Annotated in this window: 17 protein-coding genes; 9 read left to right on the forward strand and 8 right to left on the reverse strand. The window is 62.3% G+C overall.

The annotated features are described in order from the left end of the window. Positions 1 to 72: 72 nt before the first annotated feature. The gene (locus tag CK910_RS05995; protein WP_098981582.1) at positions 73 to 912 is read right to left on the reverse strand and encodes an SPOR domain-containing protein; all 840 of its coding nucleotides are present in this window, start codon (positions 910 to 912) and stop codon (positions 73 to 75) included. Positions 913 to 915: 3 nt separating this feature from the next. Next, positions 916 to 2,661 (reverse strand): arginine--tRNA ligase, encoded by a 1,746-nt coding sequence (argS, locus tag CK910_RS06000; RefSeq protein WP_098981584.1) that lies wholly within the window; start codon positions 2,659 to 2,661, stop codon positions 916 to 918. A 313-nt stretch (positions 2,662 to 2,974) separates the two neighbouring features. Here argS and CK910_RS06005 point away from each other — a divergent pair, with 313 nt between their 5' ends. The 3 genes from CK910_RS06005 to CK910_RS06015 all read left to right on the forward strand — a co-directional run bounded on the left by CK910_RS06005 (position 2,975) and on the right by CK910_RS06015 (position 4,916). After that, entirely contained in the window at positions 2,975 to 3,541 is a 567-nt protein-coding gene (locus CK910_RS06005) for an LON peptidase substrate-binding domain-containing protein (RefSeq protein WP_172955247.1), read from the forward strand. A gap of 132 nt (positions 3,542 to 3,673) precedes the next feature. Beyond that, positions 3,674 to 4,243: a sigma-70 family RNA polymerase sigma factor gene (locus CK910_RS06010; RefSeq protein ID WP_172955248.1), complete on the forward strand. Its 570-nt coding sequence runs from the start codon at positions 3,674 to 3,676 to the stop codon at positions 4,241 to 4,243. Further along, a complete protein-coding gene (locus CK910_RS06015) occupies positions 4,236 to 4,916 on the forward strand; it encodes a ChrR family anti-sigma-E factor (protein ID WP_098981590.1) in 681 nt (226 codons plus the stop codon). The genes CK910_RS06010 and CK910_RS06015 overlap by 8 nt, the downstream gene beginning before the upstream one ends. A gap of 61 nt (positions 4,917 to 4,977) precedes the next feature. Here the strand turns inward: CK910_RS06015 and bacA are convergent, their stop codons facing one another. From bacA to galE, 6 genes are all read right to left on the reverse strand, one after another. Further along, positions 4,978 to 5,793, reverse strand: a complete 816-nt coding sequence (bacA, locus tag CK910_RS06020) for an undecaprenyl-diphosphate phosphatase (RefSeq protein WP_098981591.1) — start codon at positions 5,791 to 5,793, stop codon at positions 4,978 to 4,980. Between the two features lie 139 nt (positions 5,794 to 5,932). After that, entirely contained in the window at positions 5,933 to 6,928 is a 996-nt protein-coding gene (locus tag CK910_RS06025) for an aldo/keto reductase (protein WP_098981593.1), read from the reverse strand. A gap of 175 nt (positions 6,929 to 7,103) precedes the next feature. Then, the gene (gene galM, locus CK910_RS06030) at positions 7,104 to 8,102 is read right to left on the reverse strand and encodes a galactose-1-epimerase (protein ID WP_172955249.1); all 999 of its coding nucleotides are present in this window, start codon (positions 8,100 to 8,102) and stop codon (positions 7,104 to 7,106) included. A gap of 64 nt (positions 8,103 to 8,166) precedes the next feature. Then, positions 8,167 to 9,327, reverse strand: a complete 1,161-nt coding sequence (gene galK / locus CK910_RS06035; RefSeq protein ID WP_098981597.1) for a galactokinase — start codon at positions 9,325 to 9,327, stop codon at positions 8,167 to 8,169. A 201-nt stretch (positions 9,328 to 9,528) separates the two neighbouring features. Further along, positions 9,529 to 10,578 (reverse strand): UDP-glucose--hexose-1-phosphate uridylyltransferase, encoded by a 1,050-nt coding sequence (locus CK910_RS06040; protein WP_098985004.1) that lies wholly within the window; start codon positions 10,576 to 10,578, stop codon positions 9,529 to 9,531. Positions 10,579 to 10,660: 82 nt separating this feature from the next. Then, on the reverse strand, positions 10,661 to 11,674 hold the full coding sequence (gene galE / locus CK910_RS06045; protein ID WP_098981599.1) for a UDP-glucose 4-epimerase GalE: 1,014 nt from the start codon (positions 11,672 to 11,674) through the stop codon (positions 10,661 to 10,663). A 203-nt stretch (positions 11,675 to 11,877) separates the two neighbouring features. Here galE and CK910_RS06050 point away from each other — a divergent pair, with 203 nt between their 5' ends. The 6 genes from CK910_RS06050 to CK910_RS06075 all read left to right on the forward strand — a co-directional run bounded on the left by CK910_RS06050 (position 11,878) and on the right by CK910_RS06075 (position 21,774). Further along, positions 11,878 to 12,882, forward strand: a complete 1,005-nt coding sequence (locus CK910_RS06050) for a substrate-binding domain-containing protein (RefSeq protein WP_042870263.1) — start codon at positions 11,878 to 11,880, stop codon at positions 12,880 to 12,882. A 218-nt stretch (positions 12,883 to 13,100) separates the two neighbouring features. Beyond that, positions 13,101 to 16,166 (forward strand): beta-galactosidase, encoded by a 3,066-nt coding sequence (locus tag CK910_RS06055; RefSeq protein ID WP_098981601.1) that lies wholly within the window; start codon positions 13,101 to 13,103, stop codon positions 16,164 to 16,166. 235 nt (positions 16,167 to 16,401) lie between these two features. Beyond that, positions 16,402 to 17,388: a galactose/glucose ABC transporter substrate-binding protein MglB gene (mglB, locus tag CK910_RS06060; RefSeq protein WP_043142734.1), complete on the forward strand. Its 987-nt coding sequence runs from the start codon at positions 16,402 to 16,404 to the stop codon at positions 17,386 to 17,388. A 53-nt stretch (positions 17,389 to 17,441) separates the two neighbouring features. Further along, a complete protein-coding gene (mglA, locus tag CK910_RS06065; RefSeq protein WP_043142972.1) occupies positions 17,442 to 18,962 on the forward strand; it encodes a galactose/methyl galactoside ABC transporter ATP-binding protein MglA in 1,521 nt (506 codons plus the stop codon). A gap of 16 nt (positions 18,963 to 18,978) precedes the next feature. Next, positions 18,979 to 19,989: a galactose/methyl galactoside ABC transporter permease MglC gene (gene mglC, locus CK910_RS06070; protein WP_042870254.1), complete on the forward strand. Its 1,011-nt coding sequence runs from the start codon at positions 18,979 to 18,981 to the stop codon at positions 19,987 to 19,989. Positions 19,990 to 20,040: 51 nt separating this feature from the next. Continuing rightward, a complete protein-coding gene (locus CK910_RS06075; protein ID WP_098981603.1) occupies positions 20,041 to 21,774 on the forward strand; it encodes a methyl-accepting chemotaxis protein in 1,734 nt (577 codons plus the stop codon). Positions 21,775 to 22,030: the final 256 nt, after the last annotated feature.

Genomic DNA, 22,030 nt, shown 5'->3' on the forward strand with positions numbered 1-22,030 from the left:
GAGACGCGTGGCGCAGAAAAGAAAAGGGCCGAGTCTTCAACCCGGCCCTGATCACTCATCCGCTGGCGGCGGTCACCCCTTTTTGGGGATACAGCCGCTGATGCCGGAGCCTTGCAGCTTGCGGTTGGCCGCATCGACGGCCGCCTTGCCGCTGAAGGGACCCACCATCACCTTGTAGACGGTGCCGTTGGCGCCATTCACCACCTGCAGGCTGGAGGAGAGGCCGGCACCGAAGGCGATACGCGCCTTGAGCGATTCGGCAGAATCCTGCGAGCGCAGGGCGGCGCACTGCATCATGTAGCGACCGCTGTCCGCCGCTGCGGTTTGTGCAGACTGGGTCGCTGCCTGGGCCCTGGCGGCCTCGGCGCGCTCCCGTTCCAGCTCGGCCCGCAGTTCACGCTCCATCCGTTCCCGCTCGGCCTTGCGGTCGATCACCTGCTCTTGGGCATTGGCCACTGGGGCTGGCTTGGCGGGTTGAACCGGTTGCGGCTTGTAGGGCTGCACCTGGCCGATAGGCGTTCCCGGCTGGGGAATGTCGGTCGGCACCGGCTGCGGCAGTTTCTCCGGCTGCAGGGTCAGGGTCTGGGCAGGAGGCGGTGGCAGCACGCCCGGTTGGGGGGGCGGCTCAGTGATATCGACCTGCTTGTTCTCCAGCCGTTCGATATAGCTCCACTTCTCCTGCGGCAAGCCGTTGTTCTGCGCCTTGGGCTTGTTGGCCTTGACCTGTTCTTCAATGGTGGGGGCATCGCTGCCCTTGCCGTTGATCATGTAGAGGAAGCCGCCGAACCCTGCCAGCAGCACCCCGGCCAGCAGTGCCGGGATAACAGGAAAGCGGCGAGGTGCCGCTTTCTTGGTGTTGCGACCACCGGCCCGTCTTCTCGGGCTGTTGCCGACGTAATCCCGGGTTGCCATCTATTACATGCGCTCCAGGGTATGGATACCCAGCACGCCCAGACCCAGTTTCAGGACCTTGGCGGTGGCTGCGCACAGCAGCAGACGGCTCTGGCGGGTGGCTTCGTCGACGCCATCCTTGTTGATCGGGCAGGCTTCGTAGAAGGTCATGAAGTTGCCGGACAACTCGTACAGGTAGGTACAGAGCAGGTGCGGCATGCCCTTGTCCGCCACGCCGTTGACCGCGTCGGAGAACTGGATCAGCTTCTGGGCCAGCACCTCTTCGGCTTCCTCGTTCAGGGTCACAGTACCGGTCAAGGTCTCGGCATTGACGCCGGCCTTGCGGAAGATGGACTGGATCCGGGTGTAGGCGTACTGCAGGTACGGTGCCGTGTTGCCTTCGAACGACAGCATCATGTCCCAGTCGAAGATGTAGTCTGTGGTGCGGTTCTTGGAGAGATCCGCATACTTGACCGCACCCATGGCGATGGCGTGGACCACTTCGGCCTTCTCTGCGGCGGAGAGATCGCTGTTGCGGTTCTCCAGCAGGGCGCTAGCGCGCTCCTCGGCTTCGTTGAGCAGGTCGACCAGCTTGACGGTGCCGCCGGAGCGGGTCTTGTAGGGACGACCATCCTTGCCCAGCATCATGCCGAAGGCGTGGTGCTCGAGCGGCACGGATTCCGGCACATAGCCCGCCTTGCGGGTGATGGTCCAGGCCTGCATCAGGTGCTGGTGCTGACGGGAGTCGATGAAGTACATGACGCGGTCGGCGCCCAGGGTCTCGTAACGGTACTTGGCACAGGCGATGTCGGTGGTGGTGTAGAGGAAGCCGCCATCGCTCTTCTGGATGATGACGCCCATGGGCTCGCCATCCTTGTTCTTGAATTCGTCCAGGAAGACGACGGTGGCCCCTTCGCTCTCGACCGCCAGCCCGCGGGCTTTCAGGTCGTCCACGATTTGCGGCAGCATGTCGTTGTACATGGACTCGCCCATTATGTCCTTGTTGGTCAGGGAGACATTCAGGCGGTCGTAGTTGATCTGGTTCTGTTCCATGGTCATGTCGACCAGCTTCTTCCACATGGTGCGGCAGTATTCATCGCCACCCTGCAGCTTGACCACGTAGTTGCGCGCGCGCTCGGCGAAGACTTCGTCTTCGTCGTAGCAACGCTTGGCCTGGGTGTAGAAGGCTTCGAGATCCTTGAGCGCCATGTCGGAGGCGTGCTCGTTGGCCATTTTCTCCAGATAGGCGATCAGCATGCCGAACTGGGTGCCCCAGTCACCTATGTGGTTGGCGCGTACCACCTTGTGGCCGAGGAATTCCAGGGCACGGGCGGCTACGTCACCGAGCACGGTAGAGCGGATGTGGTGCACCGCCATCTCTTTGGCCACGTTCGGCGCCGAGTAGTCCACCACCACTGTCTGCGGGGTCGGCAACTTCACGTTGGCGTTGGCAGAGGTCACCATGGCTTCCACCTGGCCGGCCAGCCAGCGCTGGTCGAAGAAGAAGTTGATGAAGCCGGGGCCGGCGATCTCGACCTTGGCGATCAGGTCGGAGGCGGGCAGGTGTTCTATGATGGCAGCGGCCAGCTCACGGGGGTTCTTGCGGGCCAGTTTGGCCAGCAGCATGGCCAGGTTGGTGGCCAGGTCACCGTGAGCCTTCTCCTTGCATCGGTCTACTTGCACCCGGGCTTCCAGGTCCGCCGGCAACACGCCCGCTGACTTGAGATTGGCTACCGTTTGTTCAAGTAGATGATGAATATGCTCTTTCATAACTGACCACCAAGGTTGCGCGTCGAAAAATGACTGATATATAAGGGCGTGAATTTTACCCGCATCGGCCCGAGAAAACTATAGGGACGGCCCGCCGGAGTTGGTCGGGCGGATATTTCACTGCATTTGTCACCAGTATCCAGAATATTCAATGGATTAAATGGTGCTTATCCATTTCTACTGCATATCGAAGCGGCTTGTCCAGGCTATTTTCCCCTGATTGTTAAGGGTTTTTTTATTCCAACTCGGTCTGAATGATCTGCCCGTCCACGGCGGTCGTATCAACAGGTATCTTCCACAGAGGAATATCCTGATGAAACTGGCGCTGTTTCCCCTCTCGGCTCACCTGCTGCCCGGTGGCATCATGCCGCTGCGCATCTTCGAGCCCAGATACCAGCGCATGATCGCCGAGGCGGGAGATCAGGGCTTCGTGCTCTGCATGCTCGACCCCCGCCCGCCCGATGCGCTGCGCAACATGTACCCCATCGCCACCCGGGTGCGGATCATCGATTTCGATCAGCTGCCGGATGGTCTGCTGGGCATTACCGTGCTCGGCATGGAGCGGGTCAGGATCGTCGATCTGTGGCAGGAGCCCGACGGGCTGAGGGTCGGCGAGGTGGCACTGCTGCCGCCCTGGCAGACGGGCAGGCTCAATGCCGATCAGCACTCACTGGCCAGGGCACTGCAGGAGGTGTTCAACGACTACCCGGAATATGCGGCCCTCTACCATGATCCCGACTGGGACGATGCCAGCTGGGTGGCCCAGCGCTGGCTGGAGGTGCTGCCCATTCCCGTGGAACAGAAGCAGTGGTTGCTGGCGGCGGACGACAACCAGCCTGCGCTCTCCCTGCTGAGCGGCCTGCTGGTTGCCAGCCATTGAGTGCCAATTTGCGGCCCGCCTGTGATCCTTTTGCCACGCCCGGCGTAATGGTGATGACCACAACATTCAAGGCATGGCGCAATGGCATATACTGGCCAACCCCAATCGACTCAGCGCAGGATATCGCCCCCCATGGACAATCCAGATGGCGATCTGACGTCTCTTCTCATCCGGGTCGCCGAGCAGGCCGACAAGGCCGCCTTCGCCCGCCTGTTTCATCACTTCGCGCCGCGCATCCGCAGCTATGGGCTGCGCCACCTCGGCAGCGAGGCCAACGCCATGGAGCTGGTGCAGGAGACCATGCTGCTGGTGTGGCAGAAGGCCCGCCTCTACCACCCCGAGAAGGGGGCGCCGACCACCTGGATCTACACCGTCATGCGCAACCAGAGCTTCGACATGCTGCGCCGCCGCCGCGCCAGCAAGGAGGATCTCTGCGCCGAGGAGCTGTGGCCCATGCTGGAGTTCAGGGCGGAAGAGGAGCACCTGAGCGGTGGTGAAGATGCCGTGCTGACCCGCCAGATGGCGCACTACCTCGCCACCCTGCCGGAGCCGCAACAGCAGGTGGTGCGCGGCATCTATCTGCAGGAGTTCTCCCAGCAGGAGCTGGCGGAGCGACTCGGCGTGCCGCTTGGTACCATCAAATCCCGCCTCAGACTGGCATTACAGAAATTGAAAGAGCAAGTGGAGCAAGGCCATGATTAAAACCCATCCGACCCACGCCATGTTGCGCGCCTTCGCCGCCGACGAGCTGTCCCTGCCGCTGGCGGTCGGTGTCTCCGCCCACTGCGAGCTCTGCCCCGAGTGTGCTGCCAGTCTGCGAGCCTGCGAAGAGGAACTGGCTTGCCAGTATCTGGAGCCGGCAGAAGATCAGCCGGCAACGATGAGCGAGAGCATGCCGGTGGCACTCGATGCCATGCTGGCCGGCATACTGCAGCAGCCGGTCGCCACTGTGGCAGCACTCAGCCAGTTGGCGCCCCCCCAGCCCGAGTTGCAGGTGGCGGGCCAGTCATACCGCTTGCCCAGGGTGCTGGCGCGTCACCATGCCCCCAAGTGGCGTCACATTGGCGCCATTCGTCAGCACAGCCTGCCGCTGGACGAGCTGGGGGCCCGCGCCAGCCTGCTGCACATAGAAGCCGGTGGCCGCATCCCCGAGCACACCCATCAGGGTTACGAGCTGACCCTGCTGCTGGCCGGCCACATACAGGACGGGGAGACCTGCTATCAGGCGGGGGACTTCATCTGGCGCGATGCCAGCCACGCCCACAGTCCGCACACCCCGGACGGCTGCCTCTGCTACACGGTGCAGGATGCGCCGGTCCAGTTCACCAAGGGGCTGTCGCGGCTGCTCAATGGCATCAGTCATCGCCTCTATTGAGGGCGGGCAACAATAGAAAAAGGGACCGACAGGTCCCTTTTTTCATGGCGTCGCGGCCGGATCAGGCAACGAATACCAGGTAGACGGCGAAGGCCACCACGAAGCGGTAGATGGCGAACGGGATGAAGTCGAGGCGACGGATCAGCGCCAGGAAGGTCTTGATCGCTATCATGGCGACCACGAAGGCGGTGACAAAGCCCACCGCAAACATGGGGAAGTCGGCCATGGAGAGCAGGTCACGGCTCTTGTAGAGATCCAGCCCGCTGGCGGCCACCATCATGGGCACCGCCAGGATGAAGGAGAACTCGGCCGCCGCCTGGCGACTGATCCCCATCAGCATGCCGCCGCTGATGGTGGCGCCTGAGCGCGAGAAGCCGGGCCAGAGCGCCAGACACTGGAACAGCCCTATGCCGAACGCCTGCTGGTAGCTGATGTCATCCAGGGTCTCGGAGCGTACCGCCGGGCGAAATTTCTCGGCGATGATCAGCAAGATGCCGCCGGCGACCAGGGCATACATCACGGTTTCCGGGCCGAACAGATGGGCCTTGATCCAGCTGTGAATGGCGAGACCTATGAGCACGGCGGGCAGCATGCCGAGGATGATGTGGACCAGGGAGAGGGTGGCGTGATCCTGTGCCGGCTTCTGGCCGAAGTGGATGCCAATCAGGCCGAACAGGCGGCGCCAGAACACGGCCACGACCGCGAGAATGGAACCCATCTGGATCACCACTTCGAAGGTGGCGGCCTTGGGGCCTTCGAAACCCAGCAGGTGGCCGACGATGATCATGTGGCCGGTCGAGGAAACGGGCAGAAACTCGGTCAGGCCCTCTACTATGCCCAGCACGAAGGCGACAAACAGGGCGTAAGACTCTGTCATGGTTCAGATCTCTTGGTTGATTGGTCCGGATGAAGTCGGCCCCGGGCTGAGCCGGGGCGACCAATGATGGAGGAAAATCAGACGGGCAACCAGTGAATATTGGGGCCTCCCCCTGGCAATGGGGGAGGTTGAGAGCGGGTCAGGCCAGGGTGGCTTCTATCTGTCGTTGCAACGTCTCGTCCAGCGGGGGCAGGGCCAGGGCTTCGACCGCGCTCACTATCTGCTGGGGGCTGCTGGCGCCGATCAGGGCGCAACTCACCACGTGATCGCGCAACACCCACTGCAACGCCAGCTGTGACAACTCCTGCCCCCGCTGTTGTGCCAGGGCGTGCAGGGCCTGGATCCTGGCCAGCTTGTCTGCGGTGATCTGCTCCGGCTTGAGGAAGGGGCTGCCGCTGGCGGCGCGCGAGTCCGCCGGTATGCCAGCCAGATAGCGGTTGCTGAGCAGGCCGCCCGCCAGCGGCGAGAAGGCCACCACGCCCACTCCCTGCTCGCGACAGACCGGCAGGGTGTCGGCTTCGATGTCGCGCTGGAACAGCGAGTATTTGAGCTGATTGACCAGACAGGGGGTGCCCAGCTCCGTCAGCCGGGTCGCTGCCTGGGCGGCAAGCTGTGCCGGGTAGTTGGAGAGGCCGACATAGAGCGCCTTGCCCTGACGCACCATGAGTGCCAGCGCCTGACAGGTCTCCTCCAGCGGGGTGCGGGGATCCGGCCTGTGGTGATAGAAGATGTCCACATAGTCGAGGCCGAGCCGGCGCAGGCTCTGGTGCAGGCTAGCAAACAGGTACTTGGCGCTGCCGCCATCCCCGTAGGGGCCGTCCCACATCACATAGCCCGCCTTGCTGGCGATGATCAGCTCGTCTCTGTAGGGGGCCAGACTGCCCTTGAGCACGCGGCCGAAGGTGGTCTCGGCGGAGCCGGGGGGCGGCCCGTAGTTGTTGGCGAGATCGAAGTGGGTGATACCGAGATCGAACGCCTGGTGCACCATGGCCTTCACCCTGGCGGGATCGCTCCCCTCGCCGAAGTTGTGCCAGAGCCCGAGACCTATGCTGGGCAGGCGCAGGCCGTGGCGGCCCACGGGTCGATAAGGTTGGCGCTGATAGCGGTCGGGCGCGGCCAGGTAGTGTTCATCCATAACGACTCCTTGCGTGGACTTGTTTACGAGCTGATGTAATGGGTGACCCCGAGCCCTCTTCATTCGCTATGTCTGCGTGGGAGAAGAGGGCGCGGGGCCAGAGTGTAGCTGCATGATGACGCCATCTCGGCCTCGCCTGTGGTTGTCAGCGTAGGTCTGCCGGAGGGCGTCGGGGTCAGCTGGCGGCGATAAAGCGATAACGGGTCTGGTGGTGGTAGTAGTGCCCCGGCAGCAGCCAGGGATCGCCGAGCTCGGGCCGGTTGGGGCTGTCCGGCAACTGCTGTGCCTCCAGACAGAAGCCGTCGTAATCCTGATGCGGCTGGCCGCTGCGGCTCGGGGTGTTGGCCAGCCAGTTGCCGGTGTAGAACTGCAGCGAAGGCTGGTTGCTGTAGACCTCCATCGCCAGCTGCCGATCGCCGGAGATCACTCGCGCGGCCCAGGTCTGCTCCGGGCCATCATGCTGCGGATGATTGAGCAGGAAGGCATGATCGTACCCCCTGGCCTGCCGTTGCTGGGGATGGCTCAGCCAATCCTGGCCCATGGGGCGCGGGGCGCGCAGATCGAAGGGGCCTTCCACCGGCGCAATGGCCAGTGGCAGACCGCTCTCATCGGTCGGCAGAAAGCGGTCGGCGTTGAGGCTGATGGTGTGGTCGCGCACATCGCCGCCCCCATCCAGGTTGAAGTAGGCGTGACTGGTGAGACTGACCGGGGTCGGCGCATCCGTGCTGGCCCTGAAATCGACCACCAGATCGTACTGCTCCAGCCGGTACTCCAGGGTTACCCGCAAGTTGCCGGGAAAGCCCTGATCGCCCGCCTTCGACAGCAGGACGAGCTTGACCCTGTCCGCCTCCAGCTCCTTGATCTGCCAGCGCTGGCGATGAAACCCCTCCCGTCCGCCGTGCAGGCAGTGGGGGGCCTGATTGGCATCCAGCGGCCAGTGCTGGCCATCGCGCACCAGTTCGGCGCCGCCGATGCGGTTGGCAAAACGCCCCGCCACCGCACCCAGCCACACCTGCTGCACAGGATAGGCCTCATCGGCGCAGCCCAGCAGCACCTCGCGGTGTTTGCCCGCGACCGGCAGGGTGAGGGAGGTGAGGGTGGCGCCAACATCGAGGCCGCGCAGGCGCAGTCCCTCTTCGTTTGCCAGCTCGAACGGGATCATGGCGTTGCTCATAGCTTGCCTGCACCTGTGTTGCCGATCCGGCAGACGTAGCCGTCGGCCTGCATCATAAATGGGCTCATAGTTTTCCCGCCCCCGCCCCCGCCCCCGCGCTGGCGCGGCAGACATAGCTGTCGGCCTTGAGGCCGAAGCGGGCCGGATACTCGGCGTCGACGGCGGCAATCACCTCGGCGACCTGTGCCGGGCGCAGCAGGGCAACCACGCAGCCGCCGAAGCCGCCGCCCGTCATCCGCACACCGCCTTCGCGGCCAAGCCTGGCCTTGATGATCTCCACCAGACCGTCGATGGGGGGCACGGTAATCTCGAAGTCATCGCGCATGGCGGCGTGGGACTCGGCCATCAGTTCGCCGAGGCGCACCAGATCGCCGGACTCCAGCGCATCGGCGGCGGCCAGGGTGCGGGTATTGTCGCCTACCACGTGGCGAGCGCGGCGGTAGCAGACCTCATCCAGCCCGGCCTTGCCCGCCTCCAGCGCGGCCATGTCGAGGTCGCGCAGCGCCTTGACCCCGTAGTGGCGGGCGGCGGTTTCACACTGCTGACGGCGGGTGTTGTATTCGCTGTCCACCAGGCCGCGGCGCACGTTGGAGTTGACGATCAGCACCGCCAGGTCGGGGGGCATGGGGATGAGGCGGGTTTCCAGCGAGCGGCAGTCGAGCAGCAGGGCGTGATCCTGCTTGCCGCTGGCGGAGATCATCTGATCCATGATGCCGCAGTTGCAGCCGACGAACTGGTTCTCCGCCTGCTGGCCGTTGAGGGCGATCTCGGCCTGGCTGATGTCGAGCCCCTGCGCCTCCTTGAAGGCCTGGCCTATGGCCACCTCCAGCGAGGCGGACGACGACAGGCCTGTGCCCTGCGGCACGTTGCCGGAGACCACCAGGTTGAGGCCGCGCAGCGCATGGCCGCGCACCTGCAGGTATTTCACCACGCCGCGTATGTAGTCGCTCCAGCGCTGATCGGCATGGTGGGTGATGGGCTGGTTCAGATCGAACAGGTCGCGCTGGTTGCCGTAGTCGGCGGCGATCACGTGCACCAGGCTGTCATCGCGCAGGCCGATGGCGACGCAGGTCTCGTAATCGATGGCGCAGGGCAGCACGAAGCCGTCGTTGTAGTCCGTGTGTTCGCCGATGAGGTTGACGCGACCGGGGGCGCGCACCAGCAGGTCGGGTTGCTGCTCAAACTGCTCTGCAAAAACGGCGCTGACGCGTTGGCTGGGGGTCATAGGGCCTCCTCATTGGCTTGGCTGATCGGGTTGTAGTGAATGGGGCTCAGGGCTTGCAGCCGTTCCGCAGCTTGCTCCGGGGTGAGAACACATTGACTGGGTTTCATCGCTTCTCCCCGTCAGCCTGGTTGTAATGAATGGGGGACAGGGCGCGCAGTCGTTCTGCTGCCTGTTCCGGGGTCGGAACACATTGACTGGGTTTCATCGCTTCTCCCCGTCGGCCTGGTTGTAATGAATGGGGGACAGGGCGCGCAGTCGTTCTGCCGCTTGTTCCGGTGTCAGATCGCGCTGGGTTTCTGCCAGCATCTCGAAGCCCACCATAAATTTGCGCACCGTAGCGGAGCGCAGCAAGGGCGGATAGAAGTGGGCGTGCAGTTGCCAGGCTTCCGGGCAGTCGGAGTGAGGCGGTGCGAAGTGCCAGCCCATGGAGTAGGGGAAGCTGCACTCGAACAGGTTGTCGTAACGGCTGGTGAGCTCCTTGAGCGCCACCGCCAGATCCTGCTGCAGCTCGGGGGTGAGGCCGAGCAGGGAGGGCACATGGGTCTTGGGCAGCAGCAGGGTTTCGAACGGCCAGGCGGCCCAGAAAGGAACGACGGCCAGCCAGTGTGCTGTTTCCACCACGATGCGGGTGCGATCCGCCAGCTCCCGCTCCACATAGTCGACCAGCAGCGGGCGGCCGTGCTCGGCCAGCCAGTCGCGTTGGTGCTGCTCTTCGCGGGCTATCTCGTTGGGCAGAAAGTCGCTGCCCCACAGCTGGCCGTGAGGGTGGGGGTTGGAGCAGCCCATGACGGCGCCCTTGTTTTCAAACACCTGCACCCATTCCCACTGGGCTGACAGCTCGGCCACCTGTTTCATCCAGGTGATGATCACCGCCTCTATGGCGGGCAGGGGCAGCTCGGGCAGTGTCTTGCCGTGATCCGGCGAGAAACAGATGACCCGGCTGGTGCCGCGGGCGGCTTCCAGCTTGAGCAGGGGATCCTGTGCCGCGTCGGTGGCCGGGGTGTCCTGCATCAGGGCGGCGAAGTCGTTGGTGAAGACGAAGGTGCCCTGATAGTCCGGGTTCTGGTCGCCGGTGACGCGCTGGTTGCCCGCGCAGAGGAAGCAATCCGGATCGTGGGACTGGCTTGGCGCCTGACTGACCTTCTCGACCTGGCCCTGCCAGGGGCGCTTGGCTCTGTGGGGGGAGACCAGCACGTATTGACCGGTCAGCGGGTTGAAACGACGGTGGGGGTGATCAACCGGGTTGAACATCATCACTCCTCATTACCTGATGAAATGGATGGATTGGCCGCCTGCTGGGCGGACGAGGGAGGGCGAGTCGCACTGGGCATGTTCACGCCTCGTACCCCTGCGGATTGGCGGACTGCCAGCGCCAGCTGTCGGCGCACATGGTTGCGAGGTCGCGGCTGGCACGCCAGCCCAGCTCACGCTCGGCCTTGGCGGGATCGGCCCAGCACTCGGCGATGTCGCCTGGGCGCCTGGGTTCGATGCGATAGGGCAGCGGCCGACCGGAGGCGGCTTCAAACGCCGCGACCATCTGCAACACGCTCTGGCCCTGGCCCGTGCCCAGGTTGTAGACGTGTACGCCCCCCTGCCTGGCGCAATGTTGCAACGCCTTGACGTGCCCCTCGGCGAGATCCATCACGTGGATGTAGTCGCGCACCCCGGTGCCATCGACGGTGGGGTAATCGTTTCCAAAGACGGAGAGAGAGTCGCGGCGGCCGATGGCGACCTGGGTCAAAAACGGCATGAGGTTGTTGGGTATGCCCTGGGGATCTTCCCCCAAGGTGCCTGAGTCGTGGGCGCCGACCGGATTGAAGTAGCGCAGCAGCGTCATGCTCCAGTGGGGCTCGGCCCGCTGCAGATCCTCGAGGATCTCCTCGATGATCAGTTTGGATCGCCCGTAGGGATTGGTGGCGCTGCGGGGGAAATCCTCCCGGATGGGCGTGCTGGCCGGATCGCCATAGACGGTGGCCGACGAGCTGAACACCAGGCTGCTGACCCCGACGCGTTTCATCGCCTGCAGCAGGGTGAGGGTGCCGCCCAGATTGTTCTCGTAGTATTCGAGGGGGAGACGGGTCGATTCACCGACCGCCTTGAGGGCGGCGAAGTGGATCACGGCGGCTATCTGTTGCTCGCCGAAGATGCGATCCAGCAGGGCCGGATCACGAATGTCCCCCTGATAGAAGAGGGGTTCACGCCCGCTGATGGCGGCGATGCGCGCCAGTACGCCCGCCTTGCTGTTGCAGAGGTTATCCACCACCACGGGTTCCATTCCCGCGGCCTGCAAGGCCAGGCAGGTGTGGCTGCCGATGTAGCCGCAGCCGCCGGTGACCAGTACTTTCATCCTCTTCTCCACGCTAAAAAAGCCTGTGAAGGAGTCTAGCCGAGGCTCCGACGGGTAAACTGTGAACTGGTTAACAAATATGTGGAAACGATTACACTTGTTGGTGTGGTCATAAATGCAGCTATGTGGCTTTTTCCCCTGTTATCAGTGACATTGCTCGGTATAATGGCGCCGTCTTGAACCGTGAAATAAGTGAAAACAGCATGAGCACCATCAAGGATGTCGCCCGTTTGGCCAAGGTATCTGTGGCAACGGTTTCACGGGTGATGAACAACTCACCCAAGGCCAGTGCCGCCTCCCGCGAGGTGGTGCAAAAGGCCATGGCCGAGTTGGGCTACACCCCCAACGCCAATGCCCGTGCGCTGGTCAGCAGAACCTGTGACACCATGGGGGTGCTGGTGGGTGACGTGGCGGATCCCTTCTTCGGCGCCCTGATCAAGGGGGTCGCGGCGATTGCGGTGGAGCAGGGGTTGCACCTGTTGATGGGTAATGGTTTTCACCGGGCACAGCAAGAGCGGGAATCCATCGAGCTGCTGATCGGCAAGCGCTGCGAGGCGCTGGTGGTGCACAGCAAGGCACTGAGCGACGAGGAGCTGATCGACTATGCCCAGCGGGTGCCCGGCATGGTGTTGATCAACCGGGACATTCCGGCCCTGAAGGGGCGCTGCATCGCCCTCAACAACCGGCAGGGGGCCGCCACGGCGACCCGTCATCTGCTGGAGCTGGGCCACCGCCACATCGCCTTCCTCAGTTCGGATCACGTCATCGAGGATGCCACCTTGCGGCTGCAGGGTTATCAGGATGCGCTGGCCGAGGCTGGGCTCTTCGCCGATCCCGAGCTGGTGGAGAGCGGCATGCCCAACGAGGAGGGGGGGGAGCGCGCCATGCTCAACCTGCTGGCCAAGGGACAGCCCATCACGGCCGTGGTGGCCTACAACGATGCCATGGCGGCCGGCGCCATCTCTGTGCTGGCCGACAACGGCCTCAAGGTGCCGGAGGAGGTCTCGGTGGTGGGCTTCGATGACATCATCTACGCCAGATACCTGAGACCCAAGCTCTCCACCATGCGCTATCCCATCGAGCTGATGGCGGCCCAGGCGGCCAAGCTGGCATTGCAGCTGGCGGCGGGTGAGTGCGAGTCGGTGCAGAGCCGCATTTACACGCCGACCCTGATCAATCGCCACTCGGTGGCACCCGTACGGGCCTGACCCCCTCTATTCACGCCTCTTTCTTCCCCCGGATCGCCGTTTTTCAGGCCTGTGATCCGAGGGCTCGGTCTTTTACCTTCATTTAGCTCATTTTTACCCTGTTTTACTTAACAAAATCAGTGTAATCGTTTACATCTGTGTGAGCGAGATCGCCGATCACCGGGCAAAACTCCCCTACACTGCATACGTTTTCGGCGTTCATGCAGGGAGAGAGAAGAATGCTCAGGGAGATAGTGGCCCGTCAGGATTGGCAGACCCAGGCGATTACATCGGTGAATCGTCTGGCTGCCCATACCCCCTTGTTCAGCTGGCGCAGTGAGGCCGACGCCCGTGCCGATCTCGCCTCGCCGTCCCGCCTGCTGCTGGATGGCGAATGGCGCTTTTCCTTCTTCGAGGCGCCCGAGCGGGTGCCCGATGGCTGGCTGACGCAGGATCTGCCGCAGGCGTGTGCCATCAGGGTGCCGGGCAACTGGCAGCTGGATGCCGCCTACCCGGCGTCGCGTCCGCTCACGGACGGCCCCATCTACACCAACATCAAGTATCCCTTCCCCTGCGATCCGCCCAGGGTGCCGGCCGCCAATCCGACCGGCTGCTACTCTCGCGAGTTCGAGTTGCCTGCCGACTGGCTGGCCGGCGGCCAGACCCGCATCATCTTCGACGGGGTCGACAGCGCCTTCTACCTGTTCTGCAACGGCCGCTGGGTGGGTTACTCCCAGGACAGCCGGCTGCCTGCCGAATTCGATCTGAGCCCCTTCCTGCAGGCCGGCGGCAACCGGCTGGCTGTGCTGGTGCTGCGCTGGTCAGATGGCTCCTATCTGGAGGATCAAGACATGTGGCGCCTGAGCGGCATCTTCCGCTCCGTCACTCTGCTGCACAAACCGGCCCGTCATCTGATGGATATCCGGGTTACGCCCGTGCTGGATGCCTGCCATCGGGATGCTCGTCTCAAGATCGAGCTGCAGGCCGCCAACGCAGCGGGCCTGTCGGTGGAGGTCAGCCTCTACGACGGCACAGAGCGGGTGGCCAACCTGCGCCAGCGGCTCGGCACGGCAGCCATCGACGAGAAGGGGGCCTATGAGGATCGTGCAGAGTGTTGGCTCGAGGTGGCGGCCCCGCGCAAGTGGAGTGCCGAGACGCCTCACCTCTACCGACTGACCCTGACCTTGCTCGGCGAGCAGGGCGAGCCCATCGAGAGCGAGGCCTATGACGTGGGCTTTCGGGCGGTGGAGATCAAGGGCGGTCTGCTGCGGGTCAACGGCCAGCCCCTGCTGATCCGCGGCGCCAACCGGCACGAACACGATGCAGCCAGGGGCCATGTGGTAACTCCTGCCGCCATCGAGCAGGACCTGCTGCTGATGAAGCGGCACAACTTCAACGCGGTGCGCTGCTCCCACTACCCCAATCACCCCGAGCTTTATCGCCTGTGCGACCGGCTCGGCCTCTATGTGGTGGACGAGGCGAATCTGGAGACCCACGGCATGACCCCCATGGGGCGGCTGGCGCGGGATCCGGCCTGGAGCAACGCCTTCCTGGAGCGGGTCACCCGCATGGTGGCCCGCGACTTCAACCACCCCAGCATCATCATCTGGTCCCTTGGCAACGAATCGGGCTACGGCCCGGCCCACGATGCCATGTATGGCTGGGCCAGGCAGGCGGATCCGAGCCGTCCGGTGCAGTACGAAGGGGGCGGGGCCGATACCCCGGCCACCGACATCATCTGCCCCATGTATGCCCGCACCCATCAGGACCAGCCCTTCCCGGCGGTGCCCAAGTGGGCGCTGGCCAAGTGGATCGGCCTGCCGGGCGAGACCCGGCCACTCATCCTCTGCGAATACGCCCACGCCATGGGCAACAGCCTGGGGGGCTTTGCCCACTACTGGCAGGCGTTTCGCGATCATCCCAGGCTGCAGGGCGGTTTCGTGTGGGATTGGGTGGATCAGGGGCTCGACAAGCAGACCGACGATGGCCGTCACTACTGGGCCTACGGCGGTGACTTCGGCGACCAGCCCAATGACCGTCAGTTCTGCTGCAACGGCCTGCTGTTCCCGGATCGGACGTCCCATCCCGCCCTGTTCGAGGCGAAGCGGGCCCAGCAACCTTTTGTGCTGACGCTGCAAAGCCAGGCGCCGCTGCGGGTCGAAATTCGCAGCGAGTATCTGTTCCGCAGTACGGACAACGAGTTGCTGCGCTGGCAACTGTGCGAGAACGGCCTTGTGCTGCAACAGGGTGAATGCCCACTCAGCCTGGCGCCCCGGGCCAGCGTGGTACTGACCCTGCTGGATACGCTGCCGGCCTTTGCGGCGGGCTCCCTCGCCTGGCTGGATCTGGCCATAGTGCAACCCGCCGCCACGGCCTGGGCCGAGCCCGAGCATGAGGTGGCGCGCCAGCAATTTATGCTGCCAACGCCGATGGCGATACCGGCGGCGTTTAACCCCGCCGCGATAAAGGAGCAACCGGATCATTGGCTTGTCTGCGCAGCTGGCAGCGAGTGGCAACTGGACAAAACCAGCGGCCGCATCCGCAGTTGGCAGAAACATGGCCGCGAACGGCTGCAGGATGCCATTGCCGATCACTTCTATCGCGCACCGCTCGACAACGACATAGGCGCCAGCGAGGCGGATCACATAGATCCCAACGCCTGGATTGCCCGCTGGCAAGGCGCCGGCCTCAACGAACTTGAGCATCGCTGTCTTGGGCTGGAGGTGGATCCCCATCATGGCCGCGTGCTGGTCAGGCACGGTTACTTCGTCCAGGGGGTACTCAAGCTGTCGACCCGCTGGCAGCACAGCTTCGGTGCGGACGGTGCCATGGCGCTCACCATAGCCGTCGAGGTTGCGGCCGGCATGCCGTCGTTGCCCCGCATTGGCGCCCTGTTCTGGCTGGTCGACGAGGTGACAGAGTTGAGCTGGCTGGGTCTGGGCCCTCACGAGAACTATCCGGATCGCCTGCTCGGTGCCGACTTCGGCCGCTGGCAGTTGCCGCTGGCGGACCTGCATACCCCTTATGTGTTCCCGACCGACAACGGGCTGCGCTGTGATACCCGTCAACTGCAGCTTGGCGAGATTGCCGTCGAGGGGCAGTTCCATTTCAGCGTCAGCCGCTACAGCCAGCAGCAGCTGGCCCAGGCCCGTCACCAGACAGACCTGGTGGCCGAGGGGGGCCTGCATCTCTGCCTCGATGGCTTCCACATGGGGATTGGGGGCGATGACTCCTGGAGTCAGAGCGTGCGACCGGAATATTGGTTGCAGCCGGGCGGCTACTATTGGAACTGTGTTCTACGCTGAATCTGAGCCATGGTTGGGTCGACTGAGGCGGCGATAAGGCCTCAGTCGAAAATGATTACTCATAACCATATGATATTTAATTGTTTTGTTGCTATGTAACAGAGTGTAAACGTTTTCATTTTGTTGTCAGGATCACAGAACATCACACAACAAACTGATTACATTAGGCTGGCGCCAGTTCAATTGGTGTACAGCATTCCCTACAAAAAACAGATAGAGAGATCGGAGCATAACAATGAAAAAAATCACGACAATTGCCGCCGTGCTGATGAGCCTGATGGCAGGAGCCACTGCCCATGCCGAAACCCGTATCGGGGTGACAGTCTATAAGTACGATGACAACTTCATGGCTGTGGTGCGCAAGGCAATCGAGAAGGAAGCAGCGGCAAACCCGGGTGTGGAGCTGCTGATGAATGACTCCCAGAATGACCAGTCCAAGCAGAACGATCAGATCGACGTGCTGCTGGCCAAAGGGGTGAAGGCCCTGGCGATCAACCTGGTTGACCCGGCGGCGGCCCCTGTCGTGATCGAGAAGGCCCGTGGCGAAGATGTGCCCGTGGTGTTCTACAACAAGGAGCCGAGTGCTGCCGATCTGGCCAGTTATGAGAAGGCTTACTACGTGGGTACCGACTCCAAGGAGTCAGGCATCATCCAGGGTCAGCTGATCGCCAAACACTGGAAAGCCCATCCGGAGTGGGATCTGAACAAGGATGGCGTCATCCAGTTCGTACTGCTGAAGGGCGAGCCGGGCCACCCGGATGCGGAAGCCCGTACCACCTATGTCATCAAGACCCTGAACGACGGCGGCGTCAAAACCGAACAGCTGCACATGGATACAGGTATGTGGGATACCGCCATGGCCAAGGACAAGATGGATGCCTGGATCTCCGGCCCCAACGCCAGCAAGATCGAAGTGGTCATCGCCAACAATGACGGCATGGCGATGGGTGCCGTTGAATCCCTGAAAGCGCAAGGCAAGACTGCCATCCCGGTATTTGGCGTCGATGCCCTGCCGGAAGCCCTGGCCATGGTCAAGAGCGGTGCCATGGCGGGTACAGTGCTGAACGATGCGGCCAACCAGGCGAAGGCCACCTTCGAGCTGACCAAGAACCTGGCTGAAGGCAAGCCGGCCGGTGAAGGCACCAAGTGGAACATCGTCGACAAGGTCGTCCGTGTTGCCTACGTCGGTGTGGATAAAGACAACCTGTCCCAATTCGAGTAATTCCCCCCTCCAGGGCAAGGGAGATCCCCTTGCCCTTTTTTCAACCAGATGTGATGGCTGATATGACAACACAGCAACAATCAGAATGGCTGTTGGAGATGATTGACGTCAGTAAGAGTTTTCCTGGCGTCAAGGCACTCGATAAAGTCAATTTACGGGTCCGTCCTCATTCTGTGCATGCGTTGATGGGCGAGAACGGGGCAGGAAAATCCACGCTGCTCAAATGCCTGTTCGGCATCTATGAGAAGGATGAGGGCAAGATCTTCTTCAAGGGACAGGAGATCAATTTCACCTCCTCCAAAGAGGCGCTGGAGAATGGCGTCTCCATGGTGCACCAGGAGCTGAACCTGGTGTTGCAACGCACTGTAATGGACAACATGTGGCTCGGTCGCTATCCCACCAAGGGCTGGTTCATCGACCACGGCAAGATGTATGACGACACCAAGCACATCTTTGACGAGCTGGATATCGACATAGATCCCAGGGTCAAGGTGGGCACGCTTTCGGTGTCCCAGATGCAGATGATCGAGATCGCCAAGGCGTTCTCCTACGATGCCAAGATCGTCATCATGGATGAGCCGACCTCCTCCCTGACCGAGAAAGAGGTCAATCATCTCTTCAAGATCATCAACAAGCTGAAAGAGAAGGGCTGCGGCATCGTCTATATCTCCCACAAGATGGAAGAGATCTTCCAGCTGTGTGACGAGATCACCATATTGCGGGATGGCCAGTGGGTGGCGACCCAGCCGCTCGAGGGCATGACCATGGATCAGATCATCGGCATGATGGTTGGCCGTGAACTGACCCAGCGCTTCCCGGAAAAAACCAACCAGCCGAAAGAGGTGATCCTCGAGGTTGAGCATCTGACGGCCAAGAACCAGCCCTCCATTCAGGACATCACCTTCGATCTGCACAAGGGGGAGATCCTCGGCATCGCCGGGCTGGTGGGGGCCAAGCGTACCGATATCGTCGAGACCCTGTTCGGCATTCGCGATCGCAACGAGGGCGTCATCAAGCTGCACGGCAAGGTAGTGGCGAATCACACGGCGCACGAGGCCATTCAGAACGGATTCGCGCTGGTGACGGAAGAGCGCCGTTCCACCGGCATCTACTCCCGTCTCGATATCGCCTTCAACTCCCTGATCGCCAACATGGACAGCTACAAGAGTTCCATGGGGCTGCTCAGCAACAACAAGATGAAGAGCGATACCCAGTGGGTCATCGACTCCATGCGCGTCAAAACCCCGACCCAGCAGACCCAGATCGGCTCCCTGTCCGGTGGCAACCAGCAGAAGGTCATTATCGGCCGCTGGCTGCTGACCCAGCCGGAGATCCTGATGCTGGATGAACCGACTCGCGGGATTGACGTGGGGGCCAAGTTCGAGATCTACCAGCTCATCCTGGAGCTGGCCAAGAAGGACAAGGGCATCATCATCATCTCCTCAGAGATGCCGGAATTGCTGGGGATCACGGATCGAATCATGGTGATGAGCAATGGCCGGGTCGCCGGGATCGTCAATACCAAAGAAACTGACCAGAGCGAGATACTGCGCCTGGCATCTCTGTACCTTTAGAGACAGGAAGACATTTATGGAGTCGGCTAAAAATTTCAATCTGATGCAGGCGCTCAAAGAGAACGGCATCTATGTGGTGTTGCTGGTGCTGCTCATGATCATAGTGATCAAGGAGCCATCCTTCCTGAGCCTCACCAACTTCAGCAACATACTGACCCAGTCCTCGGTGCGGGTCATCATAGCGCTCGGGGTGGCGGGCATTATCATCACCCAGGGTACGGATCTGTCGGCCGGTCGCCAGGTTGGCCTGGCGGCGCTGATTGCGGCCACCATGTTGCAGGCGCTGACCAACGTCAACAAGGTGTTCCCCAGTCTGGGGGAGGTGCCCATTCCGGTGGTGATCCTGCTGGTGTGTGCCGTGGGTGCCCTGATAGGCCTGGTCAACGGTCTGATCGTGGCCTATCTCAATGTGACCCCGTTCATTACCACCCTGGGTACCATGATCATCGTCTACGGCATCAACTCCCTCTATTTTGATTCCGTGGGGGCCTCACCGGTGGCCGGTTTCGATCCTCGCTTCTCGAGCTTCGCGCAGGGCTTCATCAAGCTGGGAGGGTTCAAGCTATCCTATCTCACCTTCTATGCCGCCATCGCCAGCGTCTTTGTCTGGGTGCTGTGGAACAAGACCCGCTTTGGCAAAAACATCTTCGCCATCGGCGGCAACCCCGAGGCCGCCAAGGTCTCCGGCGTCAACGTGGCGGTCAACCTGGTGATGATCTATGCCCTGGCGGGTGTTTTCTACGCTTTCGGCGGCATGCTGGAAGCGGGCCGCATCGGCAGTGCCACCAACAACCTGGGCTTCATGTATGAGCTGGATGCCATCGCGGCCTGCGTGGTGGGCGGTGTCTCGTTCGCCGGTGGCGTGGGGACGGTTGCCGGGGTGATCACGGGCGTGCTCATTTTCACCCTGATCAACTATGGTCTGACCTATATTGGAGTCAGCCCTTACTGGCAGTTCATCATCAAGGGCGGCATCATCATACTGGCGGTGGCCCTGGACTCCATGAAGTACGCCAAGAAGAAATAACGATTGGCAGAGAGGGCTGGCCATGCCTGCCCTCTCTTCTGGAGGGATCCCATGCCATTCAAGGTCAAGATTTACGTCTTGCTGCTGCTGGCCATTCTGGTCACCATCGGCACCGCCTGGCTCAGCGTGAATCACTTCATCAGTGGCTACATTCGCACTCAGGCCACCCAGAACATCAACGAACAGATAGCCCTGGTCAAAGAGAAGCTGGCGGGGGACATCAATCAAAAAATTCTGCTGGCCGCCAACCTCAACTTCGGGGTGACCAACGTCAAGAAGACCCTGGAGGAGACCGGCTTTCACAATATCGTCAAGGTGATCGGCGACATGGCGTTCGACGTGAGCGGCGTCATCAATGACACGGCCAGGGTCGAGGCCCTGCGCAAGCTGATCCCTGAGGCGAACAACCGGATCACCGTCAGTCCGCTGCAGCAGCTGGATGGCAAACCCGTCATCTCCATCCTGGTCCCGCGTGGTGCCGACTCTGCCTACCTTTATTACCTCGACATGAGCGAGTTCAAGAACCTGCTGGAGAAGGTGAGCGGGGAGGGGCGTTACTTCTCCCTTGCCGACGGTCAGGGCAATGTGCTCTACAGCAGCAAGCCGCAGGGTGAGAGCGAGGCACGCCCCAACCCGCTGGATATTCGCGGCAGCAGCTGGACGCTGACTGGCTACATAGACCTCGACTACATCCGCACCATGACCCAGGCGCTCAATGGCCAGATCGTCATGGCCCTGCTGGCGGTCGCCGTGCTGGTATTGCTGCTGGCCATGCTGGCGCTCAATGTCGCCTATCGTCCCATCCTCTCGCTGCGGGATCTGGTGCTGGAGCTGTCTCGTGGCAGCGGCGACCTGACCCGCCGCCTGACGGTGACCAGCACGGATGATCTGGGCCAGATCTCGGCCGGCATCAACCGCTTCATCGAACGTCTGCAGGAGATGATGGGGGAGGTGCGGCAGGCGAGCGGCCAGCTCAACAACGGTATCGAGGGGTTGGCCAGCCAGACCGGGGCTGCGCAATCCCTGCTGGCGGATCATGTGCGCGAGACCGAGCAGGTAGTGACCGCCATCAACGAGATGAGCCGCACCGCGGTTTCCGTCTCGGAGAGTGCCGCCAGCACGGCCCAGCTGACCGGCCAGAGCCAGCAGCTGGCAAGCCAGTCCCGCCAGGTGGTCGATCAGGCGATGGCCAGCGTGATGGCGCTGGTGGACGAGGTGGAGGAAACAGCCAGATCCATCGAAGCCATGCAGCAGGATGTGCAGCAGATTGGCTCAGTGCTCGGGGTGATCGGCAGCATTGCCGAACAGACCAACCTTCTGGCGCTCAACGCCGCCATAGAGGCGGCCCGCGCCGGTGAGCAGGGACGCGGCTTCGCTGTGGTGGCGGACGAGGTCCGCTCGCTGGCGGCTCGCACCCAGAAGAGCACCGCCGAGATCCAGACCATGCTGGCCAGTCTGCAGCGGGGTACCCGGACCGTGGTGGAGGCCATGAGCAACACCAAGCAGAGCTGTCAGGGTGCCGCCGAGAATACCACCAAGGTCAACGAGTCGCTGGACCTGATGGCCGGCGAGGTGGTGGAGATCAACGATCTCATCAGCCACATCGCCACGGCGGCCGAACAGCAGAGTGCGGTAGCGGAAGAGATAAATCGCAACATGAGCGCCATCGCCGAGGTGATCCGTCAGCTGACACACAATGGAGAAGAGACTGTGACCAGCTCGGCTTCGATGCAGCAGACCTATCACAGGCTGAGGGAGATAGTGGGGCACTTCCGGCTGGAATAACGGCATCTGGGGGGCCAGGTAAAAAAGGCCAAAAAGATGGGGGCGACTTGCGTCGCCCCCGATAGTCTTATCGCTCATGTCCTTGAACGAAGTTGCTCCCTGCAATCCCTGACTATACCTCTTCCTTTAGGTTTCCCCTTCCCAATCCTTTGGGGTGTCCTTTAGCCATCATGGCCTGACGAGTCATCCGTTCCCGTCGCACTTTCTCCGTCCTGGGAGGTGTCCTTTACCACATCCTGTGGTGAGTCCATTTGCC

The organism is Aeromonas sp. CA23 (assembly GCF_002587065.1).
Classification (GTDB): Bacteria; Pseudomonadota; Gammaproteobacteria; order Enterobacterales; family Aeromonadaceae; genus Aeromonas; species Aeromonas bestiarum.

Coding starts and splice junctions, on each gene's coding strand:
- CK910_RS06010 (WP_172955248.1), top strand. CDS start 3,674: ATGGACAATCCAGATGGCGATCTGACGTCTCTTCTCATCCGGGTCGCC.
- galK (WP_098981597.1), bottom strand. CDS start 9,327: ATGACCCCCAGCCAACGCGTCAGCGCCGTTTTTGCAGAGCAGTTTGAG.
- CK910_RS06025 (WP_098981593.1), bottom strand. CDS start 6,928: ATGGATGAACACTACCTGGCCGCGCCCGACCGCTATCAGCGCCAACCT.
- argS (WP_098981584.1), bottom strand. CDS start 2,661: ATGAAAGAGCATATTCATCATCTACTTGAACAAACGGTAGCCAATCTC.
- CK910_RS06005 (WP_172955247.1), top strand. CDS start 2,975: ATGAAACTGGCGCTGTTTCCCCTCTCGGCTCACCTGCTGCCCGGTGGC.
- mglB (WP_043142734.1), top strand. CDS start 16,402: ATGAAAAAAATCACGACAATTGCCGCCGTGCTGATGAGCCTGATGGCA.
- CK910_RS06075 (WP_098981603.1), top strand. CDS start 20,041: ATGCCATTCAAGGTCAAGATTTACGTCTTGCTGCTGCTGGCCATTCTG.
- galM (WP_172955249.1), bottom strand. CDS start 8,102: ATGAGCAACGCCATGATCCCGTTCGAGCTGGCAAACGAAGAGGGACTG.
- CK910_RS06055 (WP_098981601.1), top strand. CDS start 13,101: ATGCTCAGGGAGATAGTGGCCCGTCAGGATTGGCAGACCCAGGCGATT.
- mglC (WP_042870254.1), top strand. CDS start 18,979: ATGGAGTCGGCTAAAAATTTCAATCTGATGCAGGCGCTCAAAGAGAAC.
- galE (WP_098981599.1), bottom strand. CDS start 11,674: ATGAAAGTACTGGTCACCGGCGGCTGCGGCTACATCGGCAGCCACACC.
- CK910_RS06040 (WP_098985004.1), bottom strand. CDS start 10,578: ATGTTCAACCCGGTTGATCACCCCCACCGTCGTTTCAACCCGCTGACC.
- mglA (WP_043142972.1), top strand. CDS start 17,442: ATGGCTGATATGACAACACAGCAACAATCAGAATGGCTGTTGGAGATG.
- bacA (WP_098981591.1), bottom strand. CDS start 5,793: ATGACAGAGTCTTACGCCCTGTTTGTCGCCTTCGTGCTGGGCATAGTA.
- CK910_RS05995 (WP_098981582.1), bottom strand. CDS start 912: ATGGCAACCCGGGATTACGTCGGCAACAGCCCGAGAAGACGGGCCGGT.
- CK910_RS06015 (WP_098981590.1), top strand. CDS start 4,236: ATGATTAAAACCCATCCGACCCACGCCATGTTGCGCGCCTTCGCCGCC.
- CK910_RS06050 (WP_042870263.1), top strand. CDS start 11,878: ATGAGCACCATCAAGGATGTCGCCCGTTTGGCCAAGGTATCTGTGGCA.